Origin of the sequence: Bacteroides sp. AF20-13LB (assembly GCF_003603065.1) — a bacterium.
GTDB classification, from domain to species: domain Bacteria; phylum Bacteroidota; class Bacteroidia; order Bacteroidales; family Bacteroidaceae; genus Bacteroides; species Bacteroides uniformis.
On the sequence record NZ_QTMH01000007.1, the window covers coordinates 248,633 to 270,516 of the forward strand.

Genomic DNA, 21,884 nt, shown 5'->3' on the forward strand with positions numbered 1-21,884 from the left:
CATTCTCATTCGATCATATTGTTTTCATTTCGGCTCATCCGTTTCTTCACCCGTTCTACTGCTTCCGATACAATTTCTTTGTTTTCAAAGCGTTGTGTATAATTGGTATAGTCTGGATGAATCCGTTTGTAGGTCGGGTCAAGAAACAAAGGACTGGAAATAATATGGTCCGCTGTCGAACGGTTACAACAGAAAACTATATTTTCAACTCCCGCCAGCCGGGTCAGTGCCTTTACATCCGTGTCATGTGGCTGCAATGTCATCGGATCCGTGAAAAAGAACAAATAATCAATCTCTCCTTCCACAATACGTGAGCCCATTTGCTGGTCACCACCTAAAGGACCGGATTTCAGAATCGTGATATCCCATTCTGTTTCAGGATGTTTCTCTTCGAGCGCTTTTTTAATGAGTGTACCGGTGGTTCCCGTACAATAGAACTTATGCCCTATCAGACGTTCCGAGTTCCAAAGAACCCATTCTATCATGTCCTTTTTCATTGCATCGTGTGCAACCAGACCGATTTTACGAACAATTGTTTTCATCATAATAATAAAATATGGTTTATGTGATAATATAATTAACAATATCCAACAGCTTTATAAAAAACAGGAGAATGACTGTATGAGTTTGAGCAGCTCCTTGTTCGCCCGGCTGTCCACGGTGGCTTCCCGCCTCTCCTCAAACAAAGTAAGCGTTGCGGAGCATTCCCCGCAGATATCAATGCCGACTACACGTTCCTTTCGAAGGACAATTGCCAGTAATTCCTCCAGTTCCTGCAGGCTGAAAGACCCTTGATCCCAGTCTGTTACTGCGGATGCCGGGTTCAGGACATCCTTGTCTATGGACAAGTAAACCGGTCCTTCAATATACGCAGAGGAGAAATTGCGCCAGCCCTTCTCGTGAGCTAACGTCGCTTCGCTATAAAAACTGACTCGTTGTCCGTATTCTTCCGGTACGGTGCGTATCAGTTTGTCCGATGCACCGACTATCACCACTTTCTTGCAAAGCATATTCCAGTCTAACATGTCTTTTACCCAGCTCCCACAAGAAAGCATGCCCTTGAACAAGGGAGGCTGCATGTCGGGGTGATGGTCGAATACAATCAGAGAGAACGGAACTCGAAGTTTGTCTGTCCATAATTTGGTCAGGTAATGATAATTGCCCGAATCAATGAAATGGATACCTTCCGCTGGATAACCGGCAATCACCCGCTTCAATTTTCGTATCCCCTCCTTGTCACAGTAACCTCTCGTTCCAGAAAGGTGACGGCAGTCTAGCCAAATGAACTGATTGTTCCGTGCAAATACCTCATGGGCATACACACCGGTGAAGTTCATGATGACAACCGGCCAGACGGTTTCTCGGTCCGCCTTCTTCTTACACCGTCCATTTGTCAGTAACTCTTGCTTATTCATGTCCGTTCAGAACCATCGTACATAACAAAAATCTTGCCGGTGAGGTAACAGGGGATGGTTGGGATACATTCTGAATGCCTGTTTGAAGCTTCCAGCGCTGAACATTCTGGTTATTGCCTTGAAAGTGTATAGGTTTCCGTCTTTGGATGTCAAAGAAAAAGGAATGACCTCATGGATGCGATCCTCATTCTCCTCATGCCGTATAATGACCGATTCCAATCCGATCGCGTTGTCCAGCCCTTTCTCGTCAATGACGACCGTCATCTCGTATTCCTTACCAGCCTCCACCGTGGCGTCCAATCCTTTTCCCGCATTCACGGAAACGATTTCCACGGCATTCCATCTGCTGTCGACAGCTGCCTTCCAGCCGGCAAGCGTTTTCGCCTTTGCATAATTGTCCGCCGCCAAAACATGAAAGTGTTCCGACAACTTGTTGTAAAATCCGTCATAGTAGTCATCCAGCTGTCTTTTCATCGTGAAGCGGGGAGCTATTTGCGCAACCGAGTTCTTGATGTACTTGACCCAGGTTTCCGGATAGTCTTTTTCTTTCCGTTCATAATATAACGGCAGGATATTATGTTCCAGCAGGAAATAAATTGTTTCCGCATCCAGTTGGTTCTGGTACTGTTCATCCTGATAGGTGGCCTTGTCGGTGATGGCCCATCCCGCCTCCTTGCGGTAGCCTTCGTACCACCAACCGTCCAGCACGGAGAAGTTGAGTACGCCGTTCATCAGAGCCTTCTCACCGGAAGTTCCGGAAGCCTCCGCAAGACGGGTGGGAGTATTCATCCAGATGTCAACCCCAGAAATAAGATGCCGTGCCAGGTCCATGTCATAATTCTCAAGGAAGATGATTTTACCCAAGAATTCAGGACGGCGGGATATCTCCACAATCTGCTTGATGAGCCCTTGCCCGGCAGTGTCGTTTGGATGGGCTTTTCCTGCAAAGACAAACTGTATGGGATGTTCCTGATTGTTCACAATCCGCGCCAGACGATCCAAATCGGTAAACAAAAGATGAGCTCTTTTGTAAGTTGCAAAGCGCCTTCCGAAGCCGACAAGAAGAGCATTCGGATTAAACTTCTCGAAAATGGAGACACCCAATGCCGGGTCAACCTGGCTTTTGAGCCAGTCCCGGCCGCATTTCCACTTGATGTAGGATATCAGTTTGGTTTTCAACCTTTTCCGCATGTTCCATATCTCTTCATCGGGTATATTATAAACGCCTTTCCATATTTCCTGATTGGACTGGTCGTTCATGAAATTCTCATCGAAATTGTCCTTAAACAGCTTTTTCCACTCCGCCGTACACCAAGTGGGAAAGTGTACGCCATTCGTCACATAGCCCACATGGTTCTCTTCCGGGAAATAGCCTTTCCAGAGAGGCGCGAACATCTGCTGTGAAACGGACTTGTGCAGCTTGCTGACACCGTTTACCGCCTGGCTGGTTTTGCAGGCGAATACCGACATGCAGAAACGTTCTCCCTTGTTGCCCGGAGTTTGCCGTCCGAGGTTCATCAACTCGTCCCACGTAATGCCCAGCTTATCAGGATATCCTTTCATATATTTATTGAAAAGCCCCTCATCGAAATAGTCATGGCCGGCAGGCACAGGTGTATGCACAGTGTAAAGCGAGGAAGCCCTAACCAGTTCCATGGCTTGTCCGAAGTCCAGGCCTTCGGATATATAGTCGCATAACCGCTGGATATTGATCAGTGCGGCATGCCCCTCGTTGCAGTGATATACATCTTTCTCGATGCCCAATACTTTTAATGTCATCATTCCTCCGATGCCGAGCAGTATTTCCTGCTTGAGCCGGTTTTCCCAGTCACCGCCATACAGGTGATGGGTAATCGGACGGTCGAACTCGCTGTTCAGTTCATTGTCCGTATCCAGCAGGTAGAGGGAAACACGTCCCACATTGGCCTTCCATACATTGGCATGGACCGTGAAACTGTCGGCATAGGGAACATGGATTACCAGTTGTCGCCCGTCAGGCTGCATCACTTTCTCTATCGGAAGCTGCCCGAAATTCTGTGGGTCATAATGAACCTGTTGCTGCCCGTCCATCGCCAGAGCCTGGTCAAAATAGCCATAACGATATAAAAGCCCTACAGCGCAGAGGTCTACGTTACTGTCCGAAGCTTCCTTCAGATAGTCACCTGCCAATATGCCCAGACCGCCGGAATAGATTTTAAGAACCCTGTCCAGACCATATTCCATGCTGAAATAGGCAACTGACGGACGGCTGTGGTCCGGCTCCACATCAAGATACGCCTTAAAAGTGGAATATACGTTTTCCATCTTACGCATGAAGTTTCCGTCATGTGTCAGTGCCTCCAGCTCTTCATAATCCATCCGTTCCAGAAACAGTACCGGATTCTGTTCCGCCTCTTCCCATAGTTCCGGGTTCAAACCACTATATAAACTCTTCGCATCCTCGTTCCAGGTCCACCAAAGATTATGTGCCATCTCCGCAAATCTCCGCAATTCTGCCGGAAGGTGTGAACCGACTGTAATCTCCCTCCATTGTGGGACGTTTACATGATAACTTGAATATTCCATAACATTTTACTTATTTGATAGTTCATGATTTTTTTCTGTGGAGGTTTCTCCTGTTTCCGGTTCTTCCTGTGGAAATGTCCCGGCTGTACCCTGGAAATTCTCGAGGAACTGTTTTTCCATACTTAGCGATCGTTTCCGTATCCGCTTGGAAAAATAGATAACGACAATGATCAGGAAAGATAATATCAGTCCTGACCCCAAAGCGACATTGAAAAGACGGATGATGATACCCATTACGATAATGATACAGATCAACACCTTGATCACTATCATTGATACCAGCAGCCCCCTGTTGAACCTGTTGTCCGCCCAAAGTTTGCGGAATTCGACGGAATTGTTTTTCTTCATGATGATGGCGCACAAAAACGGGGATATGATAAGGAGGACAAGAACGAAGCTCAGCAGGCTTCCTTTCATCCCCGGAATACGTCCCATTACCAGAGGATACGCATAGGAGAAGAACAGCGCTATGAAAAACAGGCATACCACCAGATAAAGGGTGACGGATACCAACATGGACCTGATGAGCTTGTGCCAGGAGCCTTGATGTCTTGTGGTCATTGTTCCAGAAGAATAATGCGTCAGGTAATCTTTCAGGAATTGTGGCAAGTGCCTGTCTGCAAAACAGTAGACGGGATCCGACAGTCTTATCATATAAGGAGTAAGGAAAGTGGTGATGACCGATACTGCCACTATGACCGGATAAAGGTATTTGTCCATTACATTCAGACTGATTCCTAACGAAGCGATGATGAACGCAAACTCACCCACTTGTGCCAGGGAAAAGCCGGCTTGTATCGCAATCTTTAGCGGTTGTCCGGAAAGCAACACGCCGAAACTCCCGAACAGGACCTGCCCGCATAGGACCAGTGCCGTCAGGATAAAAACAGGAACGGCATATTCCCATATCATGGCAGGGTCGATCATCATTCCCACTGATACGAAGAAAACGGAGGCGAACAGGTCCTTTACCGGTTGCACGATATGTGCGATTTCTTCCGCTTTATCTGTTTCTGCCAGCAGGGATCCCATGACGAACGCACCCAGCGCGGCGGAGAATCCCGCCTTTGTCGCTATCATCACCATTCCCAGGCATAGTCCCAGGGAGGTTGTCAACAGTATTTCATTGCTAATAAAGCGGTTCAATCTTTTCAGAAGGGTAGGAATCAGATAGATTCCCAATGCTGACCAGAAAATAAGAAAGGCCGCAAGTTTCAATATGCTCTCCAGCATTTCGAAGCCTTCAAAATGCTTGCCTACAGCCAATGTGGAGAGGACCACCATCATGATTACCGCCACCACGTCCTCAATGATTAGTATCCCCAGGACAATACCGGTAAATTTCTGATCGAGAAGCCCCATGTCACTGAATGCTTTGAATACGATGGCGGTGGAGGACATGGACAGCATTCCGCCCAGAAAGATACAGCTCGTGTGTGAGAAGCCCATCGCATTGCCTGCCGTATATCCCAGGAACATCATGCCGCAGACGATGATAACAGTGGAGAATATGGCCGAGGCTCCCACACTTATCAGCTTTCTGAACGAGAAATCCAGTCCTATGGCGAACAGGAGGAAAATAACACCGATATCCGCCCATATCTTGATATTGGCCTGGTCGGAAACAGTCGGGAATAGGGAAATGGAAGGACCTGCCATAATACCGGCCACAATATATCCCACTATGACCGGCTGTCCCAGCCATTTGAAAATGACGGTTATGATACCGGCTATAATCAAGATAGTGGCAAGGTCTGATATTAAAGGGGCAACTTCCGACATAGGAGTAACATTTTATATGGACAACTCGTTAAGGACACGGATCAGGTTTTTGTCAATGGGCTTGTCGTTCTTGATAGCCTGGTCAAAAGGAACATAGACAATCTCATTGTTATGTATGCCTACCATGATATTGTGCTGGTCCTCCATCAGGGCCTGTATGGCGGCCTCACCCAGCCGGCTGGCCAATATGCGGTCGTTGGCACTTGGCGCTCCTCCCCGTTGTAGATGTCCCAGGATAGAGACCCTGACATCATATCCGGGGTATTCCCTTTTTACCCGGTCGGCATAGTGCATGGCTCCGCCATTCTTATTGCCCGGGCTTTCCGTCACGATGACGATGCTGCTGTTCTTGGTCTTCCGGAATCCGCGTCCGATAAAAGTCTCCAGCTGATCCGCATCCGTCCGGTCTTCCGGAATAATGGCGGCCTCGGCTCCCGAGGCTATTGCGCTGTTCTGGGCGAGGAAACCGGCGTCGCGTCCCATCACCTCGACAAAGAAAATTCGGTCGTGCGAGGTGGCTGTATCCCGGATTTTGTCCACACACTCCACAATGGTGTTCAGGGCCGTATCATATCCGATTGTAAAATCGGTACCGTACAGGTCATTGTCGATGGTACCGGGCAGTCCTATGCACGTGACAGGGTATTCCTCGGCAAATATGCGGGCTCCAGTCAGTGAGCCGTCGCCCCCGATGACTACCAGCGCCCCGATTTTTTCTTTCCTCATGGTATCGTATGCCTCTCTGCGTCCTTCCGGGGTGGTGAACGCTTCGGAACGTGCCGTTTTCAGGATGGTTCCCCCACGCTGGATGATGCTGCTCACATCCTCGGTCGTAAGTTCCCTGGACTCGCCCGCTATCAGGCCTTCGTACCCTCTGTAAATTCCTTTGACTTTGAAGCCGTTGAAAATGGCGGTACGGGTCACGGCACGGATTGCCGCATTCATTCCGGAAGCGTCCCCTCCGGAAGTAAGGATTCCTATATATTCATCTTTTTTCATCTATCTCAGTTCTTGTTTTGTTTCATTCTGCCAATATAGCTTTCAGTTTTTTCCGGCAGTGAAAAATACGGCTCTTTATGGTTCCCAAACTCACACCGGTTCTTTCCGCTATCTCACGGTATTTGAACCCTGACAGGTACATCTCAAAAGGTATGAAATGCGACTCCGGTATACTTTTGATGGCATTACGTATCTTTTCCAGGTCATAGTTCCTGTCCACCTCCTCTGTACGGGACTCGTCCATGATCCGCGAATAATATGCAGGATCGGAGGATATGTACAGACGGGTATGACCGACCTCCGCCCGGTAACCGTTGATAAACGTGTTACGCATGATGATAAACAGCCACCCTTTGAAATTTGTGTTCTTGTTGTAACTTTCTTTGTGAAGCATTGCCTTGAGCAGGGTATCCTGCAGCAGATCTTCCGCCTTCTCCCTGTCCGCTGTCAGTTTGTACGCGAAACGGAACAGTTCGTCCTGTACGCTAAGCAGCTCTTTTTCAAAATTGAATTCCTTCATCGGTTGTGCCGGTTCCCTGTTCCGGAAGTGCCTGTTAAAGGCCGGACGGCTCTCCGGACAGGAAAAGCCTGTCCGGCCTTACACCATTCCAGATATGGAATTATTTAACCTCGATAGCCTTGGAAGTTTTTTGTTTTTCTTCCTCCTTCACTTTCGGGATTTCAATGGACAGGATCCCGTGTTCGACTTTTGCGGAAATCTTATCCTTCTCCACGTTTTCAGGTAGCAGGATGGTCTGCTGGAACTTGGAATAAGAGAATTCGCGGCGGAGATACTTCTTGTCTTTCTTCTCCTCCTTCTTCTCTTCTTTCTTTTCCATGCAGATTGTCAGGTTGTTGTTTTCGTCAACATTCACCTTGAAATCATCCTTCGTCATTCCGGGAGCCGCCATTTCAACCTTGTAGTCCTTGTCATTCTCAATGACATTGATGGCAGGAGCCGTAACTCCCGTTTTTGCCAGCCACTCATTCTCGAAGAAATCGTTAAAAATACTCGGCAACCAGTTTGAATTTGTTTTTACAGGTACCATTTTTACCTCCTTTTTTAAATTGTTAATAAATAAAATATTCAAAAAGACAATACAAATCAGTCTGATTGACTGACTCTTATCGTCTGATCATACCTTGTTCGGCTACAGCCTCCGTCCGTCTCCGTATCTCCTCCTGGTCTCCGAGGAAATAGTCCCTGACAAGCACCGGCCGTTCATCAAATTCGAATACATAAGGTACTGCCGTGGGCAGGTTCAAGAGGGATATGTCCGTATCGGAAATATTCTTGAGATGCTTGACTATCCCGCGCAGACTGTTTCCATGGGCAACGACAAGCAGGTTGTCCCTATGCATCAATGTGGGTAGGATGACACATTCCCAATAGGGCATGACACGCATGACGGCATCCTTCAGGGATTCAGTCCGTGGCAGTTCCATTTCGGGAACACCGGCGTAACGGGTGTCGTTCCCCGGATAGCGGGGATCGTCTTCCTTCACCGGCTCGGGCGACACGCCGTAACTTCTCCGCCAGATATGGACTTGTTCCTCGCCATATTTGTCTGCTGTCTCCCTTTTGTTAAGTCCCTGAAGTATGCCGTAGTGTTTCTCGTTCAACCTCCAGCTTTTCTCCACCGGGATCCAGTCTTCATTGAGACGGTCCAGAACACAATTCAACGTTTTCACAGCCCGTTTCAGATAGGATGTGTAAGCCGCCTCAAAAGAGAATCCCGCTTCTTTCAGCATATCACCGGCTTTACAGGCTTCTGCGATCCCCTTATCACTCAGGTCTACATCGGTCCAACCGGTAAAGCGGTTTTCCTTGTTCCATAGGCTCTCGCCATGTCTCAACAATACGATCCTTTTCATGCCATATAGTTTTTATGCAACGGTTATCGAAGGATCCAGATAGACATCCTGAATGGTGTTCAGAAGCGAGACCCCGTCTTTCATCGTCTTCTGGAAGGCTTTTCTCCCACAGATAAGTCCCATACCTCCGGCACGTTTGTTCACCACTGCGGTTACGACGGCATCATGCAGGTCAGATGTCCCATGGGACTCGCCCCCCGAATTGATCAGGCCAACCCTTCCCATATACCCGTTGGCCACCTGGTAGCGGCAGAGGTCTATCGGATGGTCGGAGACCAGTTCCGTATACATACGCCCGTCGGTCTTACCGAATCCGATGGCTTTAAAACCTCCATTGTTGGACGGCAGCTTCTGCTTCACGATATCAGCCTTGATGGTGACCCCGATATGGTTGGCCTGCCCTGTCAGATCTGCTGCCGCATGATAGTCAATCCCGTCTTTCTTAAAACTGCTGTTTCTCAGATAACACCACAATACCGTGGCCATCCCCAACTCATGGGCATATTCAAACGCCTGTGAGACCTCCACAATCTGGCGGCGGCTTTGTTCCGAACCGAAATAGATAGTTGCCCCCACGGCAACGGCACCCATGTTCCATGCCTCCTTCACTGTACCGAACATGACCTGGTCATAACTGTTCGGATAAGTCAGCAGCTCGTTATGGTTCAACTTCACGATGAAAGGAATCTTATGGGCGTACTTACGTGCCACAGCTCCCAGAACTCCGAATGTGGATGCCACGGCGTTGCATCCTCCCTCGATAGCGAGTTTCACAATGTTCCCGGGATCGAAGTAAAGAGGATTGGGTGCAAAGGATGCTCCGGCAGAATGTTCTATCCCCTGATCCACCGGCAGGATGGAGACATACCCGGTATTGGCCAGACGCCCGTGCCCGTACAGGGCTTGCAGGCTCTCCAAGGTGCGTATATTCCTGTCGGAATCCACCCATGCCTTGTCTATCATATTCGGCTCGGGGATATGGATGAGTTTCTTGTCTATTGTCTTGCATACATGGTCCAGGTAGTATCCTGCCTGCGTTCCCAACAAATCAATAATCGTGCTCATGTCAGTCGTTTTTTTATTCCAAATCAGGACTGGCGTTCCCCCAGTTTTGCATCCATGAAAAGGATGCCGCTCTCTCCGGCTTTCTTCATCAGGTTTACGATGTTCAGGAAATTCGCCTCTTCCTCCACCTGCTCCCTGACAAATCCCCAAAGAAAATCACGGGTGGCATTGTCTTTCTCCTCGGAAGCCAGATGTACCAGTTCGTCAATCAATCTGGAAACATGTCTCTCGTGTTCCAAGGCATGTTCAAAGACTTCGGTGGGACTGCCCCAACCCTGTGGAACCACATCGACCTTGTCCACTTTTGCCTCCGCCTCACGTTTGGCCATATATTCGGCGATGGCACATGCGTGTCCTGTCTCTTCCGCCGATTGCTTGCGCATCCAGCGGGCCATGCCGGAAAAACCTTCCTTTTCCAGATAGAAGGACATTGAAAGATACAGGTTGGCGGACCATAATTCCGCAGTAATCTGCCCGTTCAGGGCCTTTTGTAAATTCTCGGTCATAATGAATCTAATTTTTAATGTTGGTACTATTTTTTATTTTTCATATTCAGGGGCAAGCGTGTGCTTGTCTCAAAATATCTGTCAGGACAGGTTGCATCCCGTTTATGAAACATTCCACGGCGATGACCATCAGAATAAGCCCCATCAGTCTCATCATCACATTATTTCCGGTTTCTCCAAGAATTTTCAAAAGCCGCGTTGACACGCAAAGGATAATGAAAGAGAGGAGACAGACTAGGGCGATCACGCAAACCAGTGCAATTTTGAAAATATGCTCAGGGGCATCTTCCATCAGTGTTATGCCGCTTGAAATTACACCCGGACCGCACAGCATCGGAACGGCAAGAGGCGTGACGGTGATGTTCCTGGAATATTCTTTTTTCTCGTTCTCGTTCAGTTTCACATGGGTGAAGTGTGCCTGCAGCATGTCATATCCGATTTTAAAGATGATGATACCTCCCGCAATCCGGAAACCATTGGTCGAGATCCCGAAAAAATGGAACAGGAACCTGCCGCACAAGGTGAAAAGTACCAGTATGACGAACGTGAGGGCGCAGGATTTTAAGGCGATGCTCCGGCGTTCTCCGGCACTCATGCCCTCGGTCATCTGCAGGAAAACCGGCATCACTCCGAGGGGGTCCATCAATGTGAACAACGAAGTGAAACACAACATTGAGTATGCGAATATATCCATAGGATGATACTTGTTTTATTTTTAGACCATTATTTTCTCTGTGAACAATAAACTCCGGTCAGGTTACACGATTTGACACATCATATGAAGCAGGGCAGCCTGCGTTCATATTCCATGGCCAGGATACGCAACAATTCCATAAACGCCGTACTTACATATATCCGTTTTGTGTACAGCCCCTTGATGAAAGAATGGATGGATGAATCCGTATTCTGGCATAGTACGTGAAGTTCGGATATCTGACGGGATATATATTGTTCATGTTCAAGCAGGGTGTTCAAGGCAGCCAGCGGTGTCGGCCATTGCCGGATGTCGCGCCTGATTTCATGGATGGTTACAGCACCTCCTTCATGATAGATGCGGTTCATCATCTGATAGACCTTGCCCATATTGTCCTGTGCCTGTGCACTTAGCCATGAGGCCAATATCGGAAGTTGCTGCCCCTCAAAATAGACCTGCAATGACAGGTACAGGTTAGTTGACCAGATTTCTGTATTGATCAATGTGTTCATCGCATATTCAATTCGTTTATCCATGGCTGTTCTGATATTTGAAATTAGACAAAATAAATCGTAATTCATATCCTGCAATAATCATGAATTTATGTGATAGCATCTGTAAATCGGACTCTTATGGAGTTGTAAAATGAATTTTAATGCTTGCGAGACAAATAGTCATAAAAATGTATAATTATCATGCCTTTTTGTCACAAGATCCCTACAACATTCTCAACAAGATATCCAGTTCTTTCTCTATCATGTTGATCTTGTCGTATATGTAATCCAGCGTATTATGATAGTGCAGGCAGGCCCTGCATTCCTGCAATTCCCTTGACAGGGAGAGTATTTGTTGCCAAAGTTCCTCTTCTGTATGTCCAGGGGGATTATTGAATGCCATAAATGGATTCAGAGAAACTGTTTGGCATGTAATTTGTGTAATAATAGCCGCAAGTCCCGAAAAGGGGCAGGAATGGAAACAAAAAGGCAGAGAATTCCACTAAAGACAGTAACAGACAGAGGAATGAAAACGGAAGGCAGGACCTGTCCGGTTTTGAAACAAATTGCTTTCATAATGCGATTATATGACAACTCTGTTCCCTGAAGTTGTGTTTATATAAAGTTAAGCGTGGGAACTTTGGTATTACCGTTCAGAAGTATCCCCATACTCAACAACATATAATACACAAAGCCCCACGCCTATATATGCTAACAAGATATAATAGTGCATAGGGACACCTGATGTATTATCCAATTGTTGTCTTGAAATTGGGGATTTCCTGAACATGGATAATGCCTAACGCTTACTGTTATTAATCTTTTTTGGTAAAAGACAAGGCAAAAATACTAAAAGAATTGATTCGCGTCAATAAAAATCCAACTTTTTTATTATTTTACTCTCTGCGCCACTGAATTTCATCGCTCTCCGCTCTCCAAATCCCGTGCCCTTCAGCGATAAGTAATCCTGAGTTCATCAATTGCCTCATAAAAGAGCTTTTGTACATCCTAAAATCCGCAACCTGTAATATTTTTGATATCTGGGGTTGCAGATACCTCTCTAAAACGACTCGTTTTCGTAAAGAACCCTAATGGTGCAGTCGCAAGAGACAAAATCCCCTTACCCCATGATGCGACTTGAGGCAATACGCAAAAGGCCACGAAGATTTGAGGCTACCCAAAATCAAATTTGAAGGCCATCATGTATGCATCATTGCTTGTGTATATGTTCAGTATGTGCTGTCTTGCAGTCTTAATCCATTTTGCAGGGACAGAAACATACTTGAATACAAAAGTTTTGATTCTGCTTGTGCGTTTAAGTCCAAAGCTCTTCATGTTTGCGTCAGATATGAGGTGTCTGTAAAAGTTTCGTATTAAAGCGGTCAGAAGCAGGAACACCGTGTTTTCCGCCATGAACGATTTTGGCAGCCGTTTCCAGCCAAAGCCGTTGTTCATGTCGTCCAATACACGCTCAGCACCGCCACGCTTGTTGTAATACTCCACGATGTCACGGTCTGTCGAAGTATAGTCATTTGTCAGTATGCATCTGTATGTATATTCCCCTTCCCACAGGTCGAGTTCCTTGTTGATGCTTCTTTGCCGCTGTATGACAAGGCGGTACGCTTTGCCGACCCATTTCTCTGCAATGATGGAGCATATCTCAAACTCGTGACCGTTTATGTATTCGGTCTTCCATCCGCGCAAGGCAAAGATATCGTCATACAACGATACACACCTGTTTGCGCGGATATAAAAATGCCGACTGTGCTTCTCCACCATTTCCACCATAGCCTCAGAGCATGAGCCACAATCCATCCTCGCACGGTTTATATGTATTCTGGCATTCTCCAAACGCTCAAAAATACGTTTTAGAGTGTCTTCCTGATGGAAACGGACATTGGTATTGCCGTCGCGGTTCTCTATCCCGACGATGACATCGCTGACCGTTGCTATTCCTGGACTGTAACCGGTAAACTTCTTGTAGGTTATTTTTGCGTCAAATTTCTCCGTCTCAATGAACTGGTGGTCAAAATCAAAGTCATATTCATTGTCTGGCAGCAACTGTCCAGTTGCCAGCAATGCATTGACAAGCAGATTGTTAAGGTCGGAAGCCACGTTGAAGTCGTAGCTTTTGCCCGAATCAGACCTGTAGGTCAGATTCGGTGTGGTCAATTCACGAATGGCCCTAAGTATTGTGTCTGCGCTGCATGTACGGAGGGGTGGATGCAAGCAAAGTGCTTCCATAAGGTGTGAGGTCACGTCTTCGACACATGACCCTCCACAGAAATATACGCACATCAGAGAACGTATTATCTCGCTATATTGATAGCCATACACTTTGCTACGCAAACCTAAAGTAGAGTCTATTGTACAAGACAACATCCTGTCGAATTTCTCCATAATTGGAAATATACCACCAAAAGATGTGAGTTTCTCGGATTTTATTTGTACTTTTACCATGCTTGATGAGGTTTTGTTTGACTATTTTTGCAACACTAAGTTAAGTGAATCCTTTGACATGACAAAATCCTGAGCCGCTCGGCTTTGCCGCTTGGCTTGTCCAAGAACTTTTTGTTGTTCAGGATATTATAAAAGTTAAAATTTATAGTGTTGCGGAATTAAGGTAATAACAATACTATGAAATCGTTATTCATATTACAACTTGTATGTTGCGTCATTACAGCCATGCTAGCATTGCAATTAGCCATGGCAAGTTTGCAGGTGAGATGGAAGGTGTGGCGCTACGAAATATCAAGATGGATTCTCGTTGCATCCATGCTATTCTTCTCCGTCCACTACCTCTTACAGATGATTCATGGACTCCGTGCACAAGGTGCCGATGTGGGCGCAGCATTCAACATATTGTTCTATACTCCAGTGGCATTTGCCATCACTCTCTCCATAATCAACATAGAAAGCACAGGCAACAAAGTGCGACGGTATTGTTTACGTGGTATGATGGCATACATACTCATCGCCATAGTTTTCGTCATTGGCATGTTCAAAAGTCAAAGTTTACACATTGGCAATATGCTCTATGTGATGCTCGGTCTTTTTGTGGCTAGCATGGCATATTTTATTCTTATCATTCGCAAAGAAACAAAAGCCCGAAAGCAGAAGCTCATGGAGAATTTCGGAATCGACTTGATTCCATACGTGCGCTATTCGCAAGCCAGCATCATTTTGCTATACTTTGCTGCTGGACTCCTTCCTGTAGCAATCCTCTTCAATACCTTATTATATATAATAGGTCCCTTGATATTACTCTCTGTCATCTTTTTCGTCCACACTTTCATTGCTATGGGCTATTACATCACACCCAAAGAAGTCATTCCTGAGGAAAATGACGCAGAAGCAAAAGTCACGGAAGCAGAAGACATGAAAGACGGCAAGAACACTCATGGCACAAATATCTTGACAGCTAATAGAAAGATGGAAATAGAATTAGCCCTCAAGAAATGGTGTGAAGAGGGATTTTATAAGGACTATGAAGTTAACATCTATTCGCTAGCTACCAAGTTGGGATACAAGAAAAACGAACTGACAGAATACTTCAATCAGTCAGAATACACCAATTTTAGAACCTGGCTTAGCGACATTCGTTTTAATGAGGCTGTTCGCATGATGAAAGCCAACCCCGAATATAGCATTGACGCTATTTCCACAGAGTGCGGTTTCTCATCCCACACATGGATTTATCGTATATTCAAACAAAAAACGGGCATGTCACCTAGCCAATGGCGCAAACAGTTTGCCTCCATCTAAATGCGTATTTTTGTAATTTCGCATTAAATAGCATTTAAAAGAGGTGTGTCAGCGTTTTGACACAACCTCTACTTAAAAGATTTAATTTACAATAGTATTGCGGAATTAAGGTACATGAAACCGATAACCTGTCATAGTGGCATTGGGAAAAGCCGTTCAGACGATCCGCATCATGGTCGGCAAAAGATCTAAAGTGACCTCTTTGGCTGTCTTGCGCTTGGAGACATGAATCATTTCAAGCACCTTTATGACGTCTTCAGACTTCGTGCCACGTATCATGGTCACAAGTGTACCTCTGCCACCACGTCCCGCACGATTAGTGACAACAGTATATAATTCTCCGCAGCTTAAAGAAGTCTCGTCAATACAAAGGCTAGGGACCTGAGGTTGTGCCCGCATTCTGACACATTTACATTTGTAGTATTAAATATCCCAATAAAAATATAAGTGTATATTGTAATGGGATCTTAATAGAGGATTAAAAAATAAATACTTAATGGGCTGTTTCTTATGAATTCTACTGAAATCTTATAATAATTGCTCAAAAAATCACATTCTTTGTATACGTAATATCCTAATTTTGGAACGCAAATTAAAAGAATATTAATAAACTAAATTATCTGATTTATATGACAAAATTAAGATGTATGCTTTGTTGCCTGATGATCTGTACTATTACTATTGATGCTAGGACTGTTAATGATATATATAAAAGAATATCTGCACAAGTCTCCTTGAAGGTTCCCGGTAATCAATCACGAAACTATTCCCTTGCTTTTCAAGGAGCCGTTGATGATAAGGGAATCTATCTGTTAGAGTCTGAAGAAAAAATACCATTAATCATTACAGAGAGAATAGAACGTGACAATGTTAAATGTGTAATGGTAGTAAGTATTACGGCATTGGAAGACGTGTACTTTAATTATCAACAACAGTTGAAAACAGGCTTCCGACATAATGACTGTATGTTTTATCTACCAGGATTCTGGTATAGTCGCAATTTACGTTCTCCTAAAGGTGCTCCTTCATTTCATATATCAGAGAGTTGGCTGGTACGTGAGGATCGTCTGAGCTCACCCCTTACCGGTATCTTCAATCAGAAAGATGGACGTTATATGACTGTGGCACGCAAGGACGATTTTCAATGGGATGCCCTTGCTACCCACCAAACAGGCGAAATCATCCTCTCGGGCAAAACGTCCCTAGGGTTCACCGGCTTTGAGAGCCATGACGGAACATCAACACTATCTTTTGGATTTCCTTACCGAGAAGCTCCTAAAACCTATATTCGTAAGTTGACGCTGGCTCCGGAGGTTACATCTTTCCAATATCTAAAAAAAGGAGAAACAGTACTCCTGACCTGGGAATTTATCGAGGGGCAGGCTACAGACTACTCAGATTTTATTTGCCATACTTGGGAATATTGTTATGATACATACCGTCCCCAACCTGTGAAAATACCTTTTTCTCCAGAAGAGATAAAAGGAGTGCTGAGCAATTATTTTGTGGAAAGTTTTGTTGGGGACAAAGCTCTTGCCTATTACTCCAGCCCTGAAATGAAAGTGGCAGCCTGTGCCAACATGAATGTAGCAGAGATAGGTTTTGTCGGTCGCGTACTTCTAAACGCTTTCAATGCATGGGAGTTTGGCAATGAGAATGGACGTGATGACCTTGCAGCTAGCAGTAAAAAGATATTTGATAGTTACTTAGAAAATGGCTTTACGGAAACCGGTTATTTGCGTGAATGGGTAAATCTGGAAAATGATAGTGATGTGAAAGAAGAACGCCCAGTGCATAGCATACGTCGTCAGTCGGAAGGAATTTATGCCATGTTTCATTATCTGAATTATGAACAGAAGTATAAACGTCACCATCCTGATTGGGAACAACGCTTAAAGAAAATGCTCGATATGTTCTTGCAACTGCAAAATCCAGATGGAAGTTTTCCACGTAAATTCCATGATGACTTTACAGTTGTTGACGGAAGTGGAGGAAGTACTCCATCCGCTACATTACCTCTGGTTATGGGATATAAATATTTTAAGGACAAACGCTATCTGTCCGCTGCCCGGCGTACTGCGGAATATCTGGAAAAAGAGCTTATATCAAAGGCTGACTATTTCTCCTCTACGCTGGATGCAAACTGTGAGGATAAGGAAGCTTCCCTCTATACCGCTACGGCAACTTACTATTTATCATTGATAACAAATGGTACGGAACATAACCACTATGCCTCTCTGACACGAAAAGCGGCTTATTTTGCCTTGTCCTGGTATTACGTCTGGGACGTTCCGTTTGCTCCCGGGCAGATGTTGGGTGATATCGGTCTGAAAACTCGCGGCTGGGGAAATGTCTCGGTGGAGAATAATCATATTGATGTATTTATTTTTGAATTTGCCGATGTGCTCCGTTGGCTTTCCAAAGAGTATAATGAACCTCGTTTCTCTGATTTTGCTGAAGTCATTTCTACTTCCATGTGCCAGTTACTTCCTTATAAAGGACATATGTGTGGAGTGATAAAAGTTGGTTATTATCCGGAAGTGATCCAGCACACCAACTGGGATTATGGAAGGAATGGAAAAGGATATTATAATGACATGTTTGCTCCCGGTTGGACGGTAGCATCCCTTTGGGAATTGCTGACACCGGGACGTACTGAGAATATACTGTTGAAATAGCTCTGATATCCACTTTTCAGGATATTCTTATATCCTGTTGTATGTTAATTAATGAAACTAACAATTAAGACAATGCAGAGACTACGTATTTTAGTTATATTAATACTTCTTTCTTTGATGCCTCTTTATTCCCTTGCCGTTCTGAATGAAGGACAATATGCATTCCGTTCACTTGATATCAATAATGGATTATCCCAGAATACGGTCCATGCCATCCTTCAGGATAAACAAGGATTTATGTGGTTTGGGACGAAGGATGGTCTTGACCGGTATGATGGTATCTCTTTTCGGACTTTCATGAAAGAATCCGGAACCTTGGGCAATAATTTCATCACTTCTTTGTATGAAGACAATCTTGGGCAAATATGGATTGGGACAGACGTAGGCCTATATGTCTATTGCCCACAAATGGAAAAGGTCAGGCATTTTACTCTGATAAGTAATTCAAACATAGATATAGACTGTACGGTCAATCTGATAACTGGGGACCAGAAAGGAGGTATCTGGGTTGTAACTCAGACGCGGGGAATCTTCTATTACAATCCCCAGGATAGCCAGTTGGTTAATTATCAGTCGGACGGGTCCGGTACTCTGAACCTTAAAACTTCCGGCCAACTCTATTTTGATTCGGACGATGTCTGCTGGTTGGACATACGTGATGGAAATCTGTATTATTCAAAAGACAAGCTTAAAACTTTAACTCCGATTTTTCCAGAAGATTCAAAAGTGTCTTTCAGAGATGAATACATCTATAAATTGCTCCCCGGACCCTATAATTGCATGTATGTGGGAACTGTATTCGGACTGAAAGAAGTGAACCTAACTAATAAGACTATCCGTACCCTTCTTTCCAAGGATGAATTGGGAGGTGATATTTATATCAGGGAACTTGCATTTTATTCAGATGACGAATTATGGATAGGAACCGAATCGGGACTTTATATCTATAATCTGCACACGGCAAAAATCATCCACTTGCAGAACGTCAACGGTGATCCCTATTCAATCTCTGACAATGCCATCTATTCGATTCTCAAAGACCGTGAAGGCGGAATGTGGATAGGGACTTATTTTGGGGGTGTGAATTATTACCCCCGGCAATATACCTACTTTGATAAAGTCTATCCCCAGAAAGAATCAAACAAAATGGGAAAAAGGGTGCGGGAGTTTTGTGCCGCCCATGACGGCACACTCTGGATAGGTACAGAAGATAAGGGGCTTTTCCATTATTATCCTAGTACTGGAAAAATCGAACCGTTCATTCATCCGGATATTTATCATAATGTTCACGGATTGTATTTGGACGGAGATTATCTGTGGGTTGGGAATTTTGCAAAAGGATTGAAGCGTATTGATTTGAGGACATACGCTGTAAAGCACTATGATAATATTGCAAGTGATATCTTTTCTATCTGCCGGATAACTGCGGGCGATCTGTATCTTGGAACAACAATAGGATTGTTTCGGTACAACCCAGATACGGAACGTTTTAAACGCGTCCCCGAACTTGGGTGGACGTTTGTTTATTATATAAAGGAGGATAAGCAGGGGAATTTATGGCTGGCAACTTATGCCGATGGCGTCTATAAAAAGAATGTCCGTACAGGTGGTTGGGAACATTTCGTACATGAGGAAGCAGACTCGTCCACCCTTCCATCCAATAAGGTGCTGAGTATTTTTGAAGACAGTCAAAATCAGCTATGGTTTACCACACAAGGAGGTGGCTTCTGCCGCTTTGTGCCTTCCGCCAACACCTTTGTCCGTTATGACGGTATCGGTCTGCCAAGCAACGTCATTTATCGGATTGAAGAAGATGAAAAGGGATTGTTCTGGGTTTCAACCAATAAAGGGCTGGTGCATTTTAACCCGAAGAATTCCAGTTTTAAAGTGTATACAGTTGCTAATGGGTTGCTGAGTAACCAGTTTAATTACCAGTCCAGCTATAAGGATAAGAATGGACGGATTTATTTTGGCTGTATTAACGGTTTCATCTCCTTTGCCCCCTCCTCCTTTATTGATAATGATTTTTTACCCTCTGTTTTGATTACCGATTTTATGCTCTTTAATAAAAAGGTGGTAGTCGGAGAAAAAGGCTCTCCATTGAAACAAAGTATCACTTTGTCAAACCATATCGAACTTCAGTCAAATCAGAATTCGTTCTCCTTCAGGATAGCTGCGATAAGTTATCAGTCACCGAGCATGAATACACTGCTATATAGACTGGAAGGGTATGATTCCGAATGGCATACAGCGGGTAAGGGCCCTATTACGTATTCCAATTTACCTTATGGGACATACATGTTACGCGTGAAAGGTGCGAATAGTGATGGTGTATGGAATCCAGATGTACGCACATTGGGGATCAGGATATTGCCCCCGTTTTATTTATCCGTATGGGCATACCTGATTTATATCCTATTGATACTCGGTACATTTTTCGCCCTCTTCTTTTATTTAAGGAAGCGTACTATTGAAAAGCAGCGTAAAGAGATGGAGAAGTTCGAACAGGAAAAGGAGCAGGAACTCTACACCACTAAGATAGATTTCTTTACAAATGTGGCACACGAAATCCGTACTCCTTTAACACTGATAAAGTGCCCATTGGAGAATGTACTTGCTGATAGGGAACTCTCCGAAAATGTAAGGATGGAATTGGAAATTATGGATCAGAACGTGGAGAGGTTACTGAACCTGATAAACCAATTACTTGATTTCCGTAAAGCGGAAAATAAAGGTTTTAAATTGAATCCGAAAGAATATAATATCGGTACTATCGTCCACTCTGTTTATAAGTATTTCACCACTTTGGCAAAGCAAAGGGGAATTAAACTTGAAGTAGAAGTTCCAGAGGAAGAATTGTTGGCTTCTGTTGACAAAGAGGCTTTGACCAAAATTCTCAGTAATCTGTTTGCTAATGCATTGAAATATGCCCGGACATACGTTTATCTCCATTTGTCTGTTGATGAGAAGAATGAGGTGTTCACTATCTCTATGAGTAATGATGGGAATATAGTCCCTATCGAAATGCGTGAAAATATTTTTAAAGCCTTTGTCCAATACCGGGACGGGAAAGATATTGTCTCGGGCACAGGCATCGGATTAGCTATGGCTCGTTACTTGGCAGAGTTGCATCAAGGTATGCTGGTGATGGACCGGGAGCTAGATTGTAACCGTTTCATTCTTTCCATTCCAATATTACACCAGACACTTCCGGATGATTCGGAAGAACAACATAAGAAACCTGGGTATGATGATGAAGATCGTGAAGTTTCTGATAAAGATAAAAGAGAGGTTGCTTCCATATTGGTTGTAGAAGATAATAAGGATATGCTTGCTTTTGTGTTCAGGCAATTGTCTTCATTGTATCATGTACTGATTGCGGAAAATGGGGTCGAGGCGTTGGACGTTCTTGAACAGAAATCTGTGGATCTGATAATAAGTGACATTATGATGCCTCTGATGGACGGGGTTGAATTATGCAAGCATCTGAAACAAAATCTGGACTATAGTCATATTCCTGTAATATTATTGACAGCTAAAACTAATCTGGAATCAAGAATCGAAGGACTTGAAGAAGGGGCGGATGCGTATATTGAAAAGCCGTTTTCTATGGAGTATCTTCGTGCCAATGTAGCAAATCTGTTGAGTAATCGGGAAAGATTACGCCGTCACTTTATTGAATTTCCTTTTATCAAAGCAGATGCAATGGCGCAGACAAAGGCCGATGAGATGTTTATTAGCAAGTTAAATGAGTATGTATTACGCCATCTTGATAATACGGACCTGCAAATTGATGATATAGCGGATGCAATGAATATGGGACGTTCCAACTTTTACCGGAAATTGAAAGGAATCCTAAATATGAGTCCGAACGAATATCTCCGCCTTTTCCGTTTGAAGCAGGCAGCTTCCATACTGAAAGAAGGAACCTATGGAGTGGTGGAAGTCTCTTACATGGTAGGGTTCAGTACCCCCTCCTATTTTTCAAGCTGTTTTAAAAAACAGTTCGGAGTACTGCCTAAAGATTTCATATCGCACTAGTAATA

The 21,884-nt window shown here is 44.6% G+C and carries 17 protein-coding genes; 3 read left to right on the top strand and 14 right to left on the bottom strand.

The features are described 5' to 3' along the window. Window positions 1-5: 5 nt before the first annotated feature. The 14 genes from DWX62_RS10290 to DWX62_RS10360 form a co-directional block, all read right to left on the bottom strand. Entirely contained in the window at window positions 6-542 is a 537-nt protein-coding gene (locus DWX62_RS10290) for a methylglyoxal synthase (RefSeq protein WP_008775197.1), read from the bottom strand. 54 nt (window positions 543-596) lie between these two features. Then, window positions 597-1,415, bottom strand: coding sequence for an arginase family protein (locus DWX62_RS10295; protein WP_004308109.1), 819 nt, complete (start codon window positions 1,413-1,415; stop codon window positions 597-599). A gap of 6 nt (window positions 1,416-1,421) precedes the next feature. Then, the gene (gene glgP / locus DWX62_RS10300) at window positions 1,422-3,980 is read right to left on the bottom strand and encodes an alpha-glucan family phosphorylase (RefSeq protein WP_004313433.1); all 2,559 of its coding nucleotides are present in this window, start codon (window positions 3,978-3,980) and stop codon (window positions 1,422-1,424) included. Window positions 3,981-3,986: 6 nt separating this feature from the next. Continuing rightward, the gene (locus DWX62_RS10305; RefSeq protein WP_004308112.1) at window positions 3,987-5,762 is read right to left on the bottom strand and encodes a cation:proton antiporter; all 1,776 of its coding nucleotides are present in this window, start codon (window positions 5,760-5,762) and stop codon (window positions 3,987-3,989) included. Window positions 5,763-5,774: 12 nt separating this feature from the next. Continuing rightward, the gene (pfkA, locus tag DWX62_RS10310) at window positions 5,775-6,761 is read right to left on the bottom strand and encodes a 6-phosphofructokinase (RefSeq protein ID WP_004308113.1); all 987 of its coding nucleotides are present in this window, start codon (window positions 6,759-6,761) and stop codon (window positions 5,775-5,777) included. A 22-nt stretch (window positions 6,762-6,783) separates the two neighbouring features. Further along, on the bottom strand, window positions 6,784-7,281 hold the full coding sequence (locus tag DWX62_RS10315; protein ID WP_004308114.1) for an RNA polymerase sigma factor: 498 nt from the start codon (window positions 7,279-7,281) through the stop codon (window positions 6,784-6,786). Window positions 7,282-7,381: 100 nt separating this feature from the next. After that, window positions 7,382-7,810 (bottom strand): Hsp20/alpha crystallin family protein, encoded by a 429-nt coding sequence (locus DWX62_RS10320; RefSeq protein ID WP_004308115.1) that lies wholly within the window; start codon window positions 7,808-7,810, stop codon window positions 7,382-7,384. Window positions 7,811-7,886: 76 nt separating this feature from the next. Continuing rightward, on the bottom strand, window positions 7,887-8,636 hold the full coding sequence (gene gpmA, locus DWX62_RS10325; RefSeq protein WP_004308116.1) for a 2,3-diphosphoglycerate-dependent phosphoglycerate mutase: 750 nt from the start codon (window positions 8,634-8,636) through the stop codon (window positions 7,887-7,889). 12 nt (window positions 8,637-8,648) lie between these two features. Further along, on the bottom strand, window positions 8,649-9,701 hold the full coding sequence (locus DWX62_RS10330) for a class I fructose-bisphosphate aldolase (protein WP_004308117.1): 1,053 nt from the start codon (window positions 9,699-9,701) through the stop codon (window positions 8,649-8,651). A 23-nt stretch (window positions 9,702-9,724) separates the two neighbouring features. Further along, a complete protein-coding gene (locus DWX62_RS10335; RefSeq protein ID WP_004308118.1) occupies window positions 9,725-10,207 on the bottom strand; it encodes a ferritin in 483 nt (160 codons plus the stop codon). A 46-nt stretch (window positions 10,208-10,253) separates the two neighbouring features. Then, window positions 10,254-10,901, bottom strand: coding sequence for a MarC family protein (locus DWX62_RS10340; RefSeq protein ID WP_004308119.1), 648 nt, complete (start codon window positions 10,899-10,901; stop codon window positions 10,254-10,256). Window positions 10,902-10,981: 80 nt separating this feature from the next. Beyond that, window positions 10,982-11,437 (bottom strand): ferritin-like domain-containing protein, encoded by a 456-nt coding sequence (locus DWX62_RS10345; protein ID WP_005680129.1) that lies wholly within the window; start codon window positions 11,435-11,437, stop codon window positions 10,982-10,984. A gap of 181 nt (window positions 11,438-11,618) precedes the next feature. After that, on the bottom strand, window positions 11,619-11,798 hold the full coding sequence (locus DWX62_RS22535) for a hypothetical protein (RefSeq protein WP_008771119.1): 180 nt from the start codon (window positions 11,796-11,798) through the stop codon (window positions 11,619-11,621). Between the two features lie 770 nt (window positions 11,799-12,568). Next, window positions 12,569-13,855: an IS1380-like element ISBfi1 family transposase gene (locus DWX62_RS10360; protein ID WP_120172812.1), complete on the bottom strand. Its 1,287-nt coding sequence runs from the start codon at window positions 13,853-13,855 to the stop codon at window positions 12,569-12,571. A gap of 177 nt (window positions 13,856-14,032) precedes the next feature. Between DWX62_RS10360 and DWX62_RS10365 the strand changes: the two genes are divergently transcribed. The 3 genes from DWX62_RS10365 to DWX62_RS10380 all read left to right on the top strand — a co-directional run bounded on the left by DWX62_RS10365 (window position 14,033) and on the right by DWX62_RS10380 (window position 21,879). Further along, entirely contained in the window at window positions 14,033-15,160 is a 1,128-nt protein-coding gene (locus tag DWX62_RS10365) for an AraC family transcriptional regulator (RefSeq protein ID WP_005680128.1), read from the top strand. Between the two features lie 629 nt (window positions 15,161-15,789). Further along, window positions 15,790-17,838: a hypothetical protein gene (locus tag DWX62_RS10375; RefSeq protein WP_004318649.1), complete on the top strand. Its 2,049-nt coding sequence runs from the start codon at window positions 15,790-15,792 to the stop codon at window positions 17,836-17,838. Window positions 17,839-17,910: 72 nt separating this feature from the next. Further along, window positions 17,911-21,879, top strand: coding sequence for a two-component regulator propeller domain-containing protein (locus DWX62_RS10380; RefSeq protein ID WP_004318650.1), 3,969 nt, complete (start codon window positions 17,911-17,913; stop codon window positions 21,877-21,879). Window positions 21,880-21,884 lie beyond the last annotated feature (5 nt).

Coding starts and splice junctions, on each gene's coding strand:
- DWX62_RS10290 (WP_008775197.1), bottom strand. CDS start 542: ATGAAAACAATTGTTCGTAAAATCGGTCTGGTTGCACACGATGCAATG.
- DWX62_RS10295 (WP_004308109.1), bottom strand. CDS start 1,415: ATGAATAAGCAAGAGTTACTGACAAATGGACGGTGTAAGAAGAAGGCG.
- glgP (WP_004313433.1), bottom strand. CDS start 3,980: ATGGAATATTCAAGTTATCATGTAAACGTCCCACAATGGAGGGAGATT.
- DWX62_RS10305 (WP_004308112.1), bottom strand. CDS start 5,762: ATGTCGGAAGTTGCCCCTTTAATATCAGACCTTGCCACTATCTTGATT.
- pfkA (WP_004308113.1), bottom strand. CDS start 6,761: ATGAAAAAAGATGAATATATAGGAATCCTTACTTCCGGAGGGGACGCT.
- DWX62_RS10315 (WP_004308114.1), bottom strand. CDS start 7,281: ATGAAGGAATTCAATTTTGAAAAAGAGCTGCTTAGCGTACAGGACGAA.
- DWX62_RS10320 (WP_004308115.1), bottom strand. CDS start 7,810: ATGGTACCTGTAAAAACAAATTCAAACTGGTTGCCGAGTATTTTTAAC.
- gpmA (WP_004308116.1), bottom strand. CDS start 8,636: ATGAAAAGGATCGTATTGTTGAGACATGGCGAGAGCCTATGGAACAAG.
- DWX62_RS10330 (WP_004308117.1), bottom strand. CDS start 9,701: ATGAGCACGATTATTGATTTGTTGGGAACGCAGGCAGGATACTACCTG.
- DWX62_RS10335 (WP_004308118.1), bottom strand. CDS start 10,207: ATGACCGAGAATTTACAAAAGGCCCTGAACGGGCAGATTACTGCGGAA.
- DWX62_RS10340 (WP_004308119.1), bottom strand. CDS start 10,901: ATGGATATATTCGCATACTCAATGTTGTGTTTCACTTCGTTGTTCACA.
- DWX62_RS10345 (WP_005680129.1), bottom strand. CDS start 11,437: ATGGATAAACGAATTGAATATGCGATGAACACATTGATCAATACAGAA.
- DWX62_RS22535 (WP_008771119.1), bottom strand. CDS start 11,798: ATGGCATTCAATAATCCCCCTGGACATACAGAAGAGGAACTTTGGCAA.
- DWX62_RS10360 (WP_120172812.1), bottom strand. CDS start 13,855: ATGGTAAAAGTACAAATAAAATCCGAGAAACTCACATCTTTTGGTGGT.
- DWX62_RS10365 (WP_005680128.1), top strand. CDS start 14,033: ATGAAATCGTTATTCATATTACAACTTGTATGTTGCGTCATTACAGCC.
- DWX62_RS10375 (WP_004318649.1), top strand. CDS start 15,790: ATGACAAAATTAAGATGTATGCTTTGTTGCCTGATGATCTGTACTATT.
- DWX62_RS10380 (WP_004318650.1), top strand. CDS start 17,911: ATGCAGAGACTACGTATTTTAGTTATATTAATACTTCTTTCTTTGATG.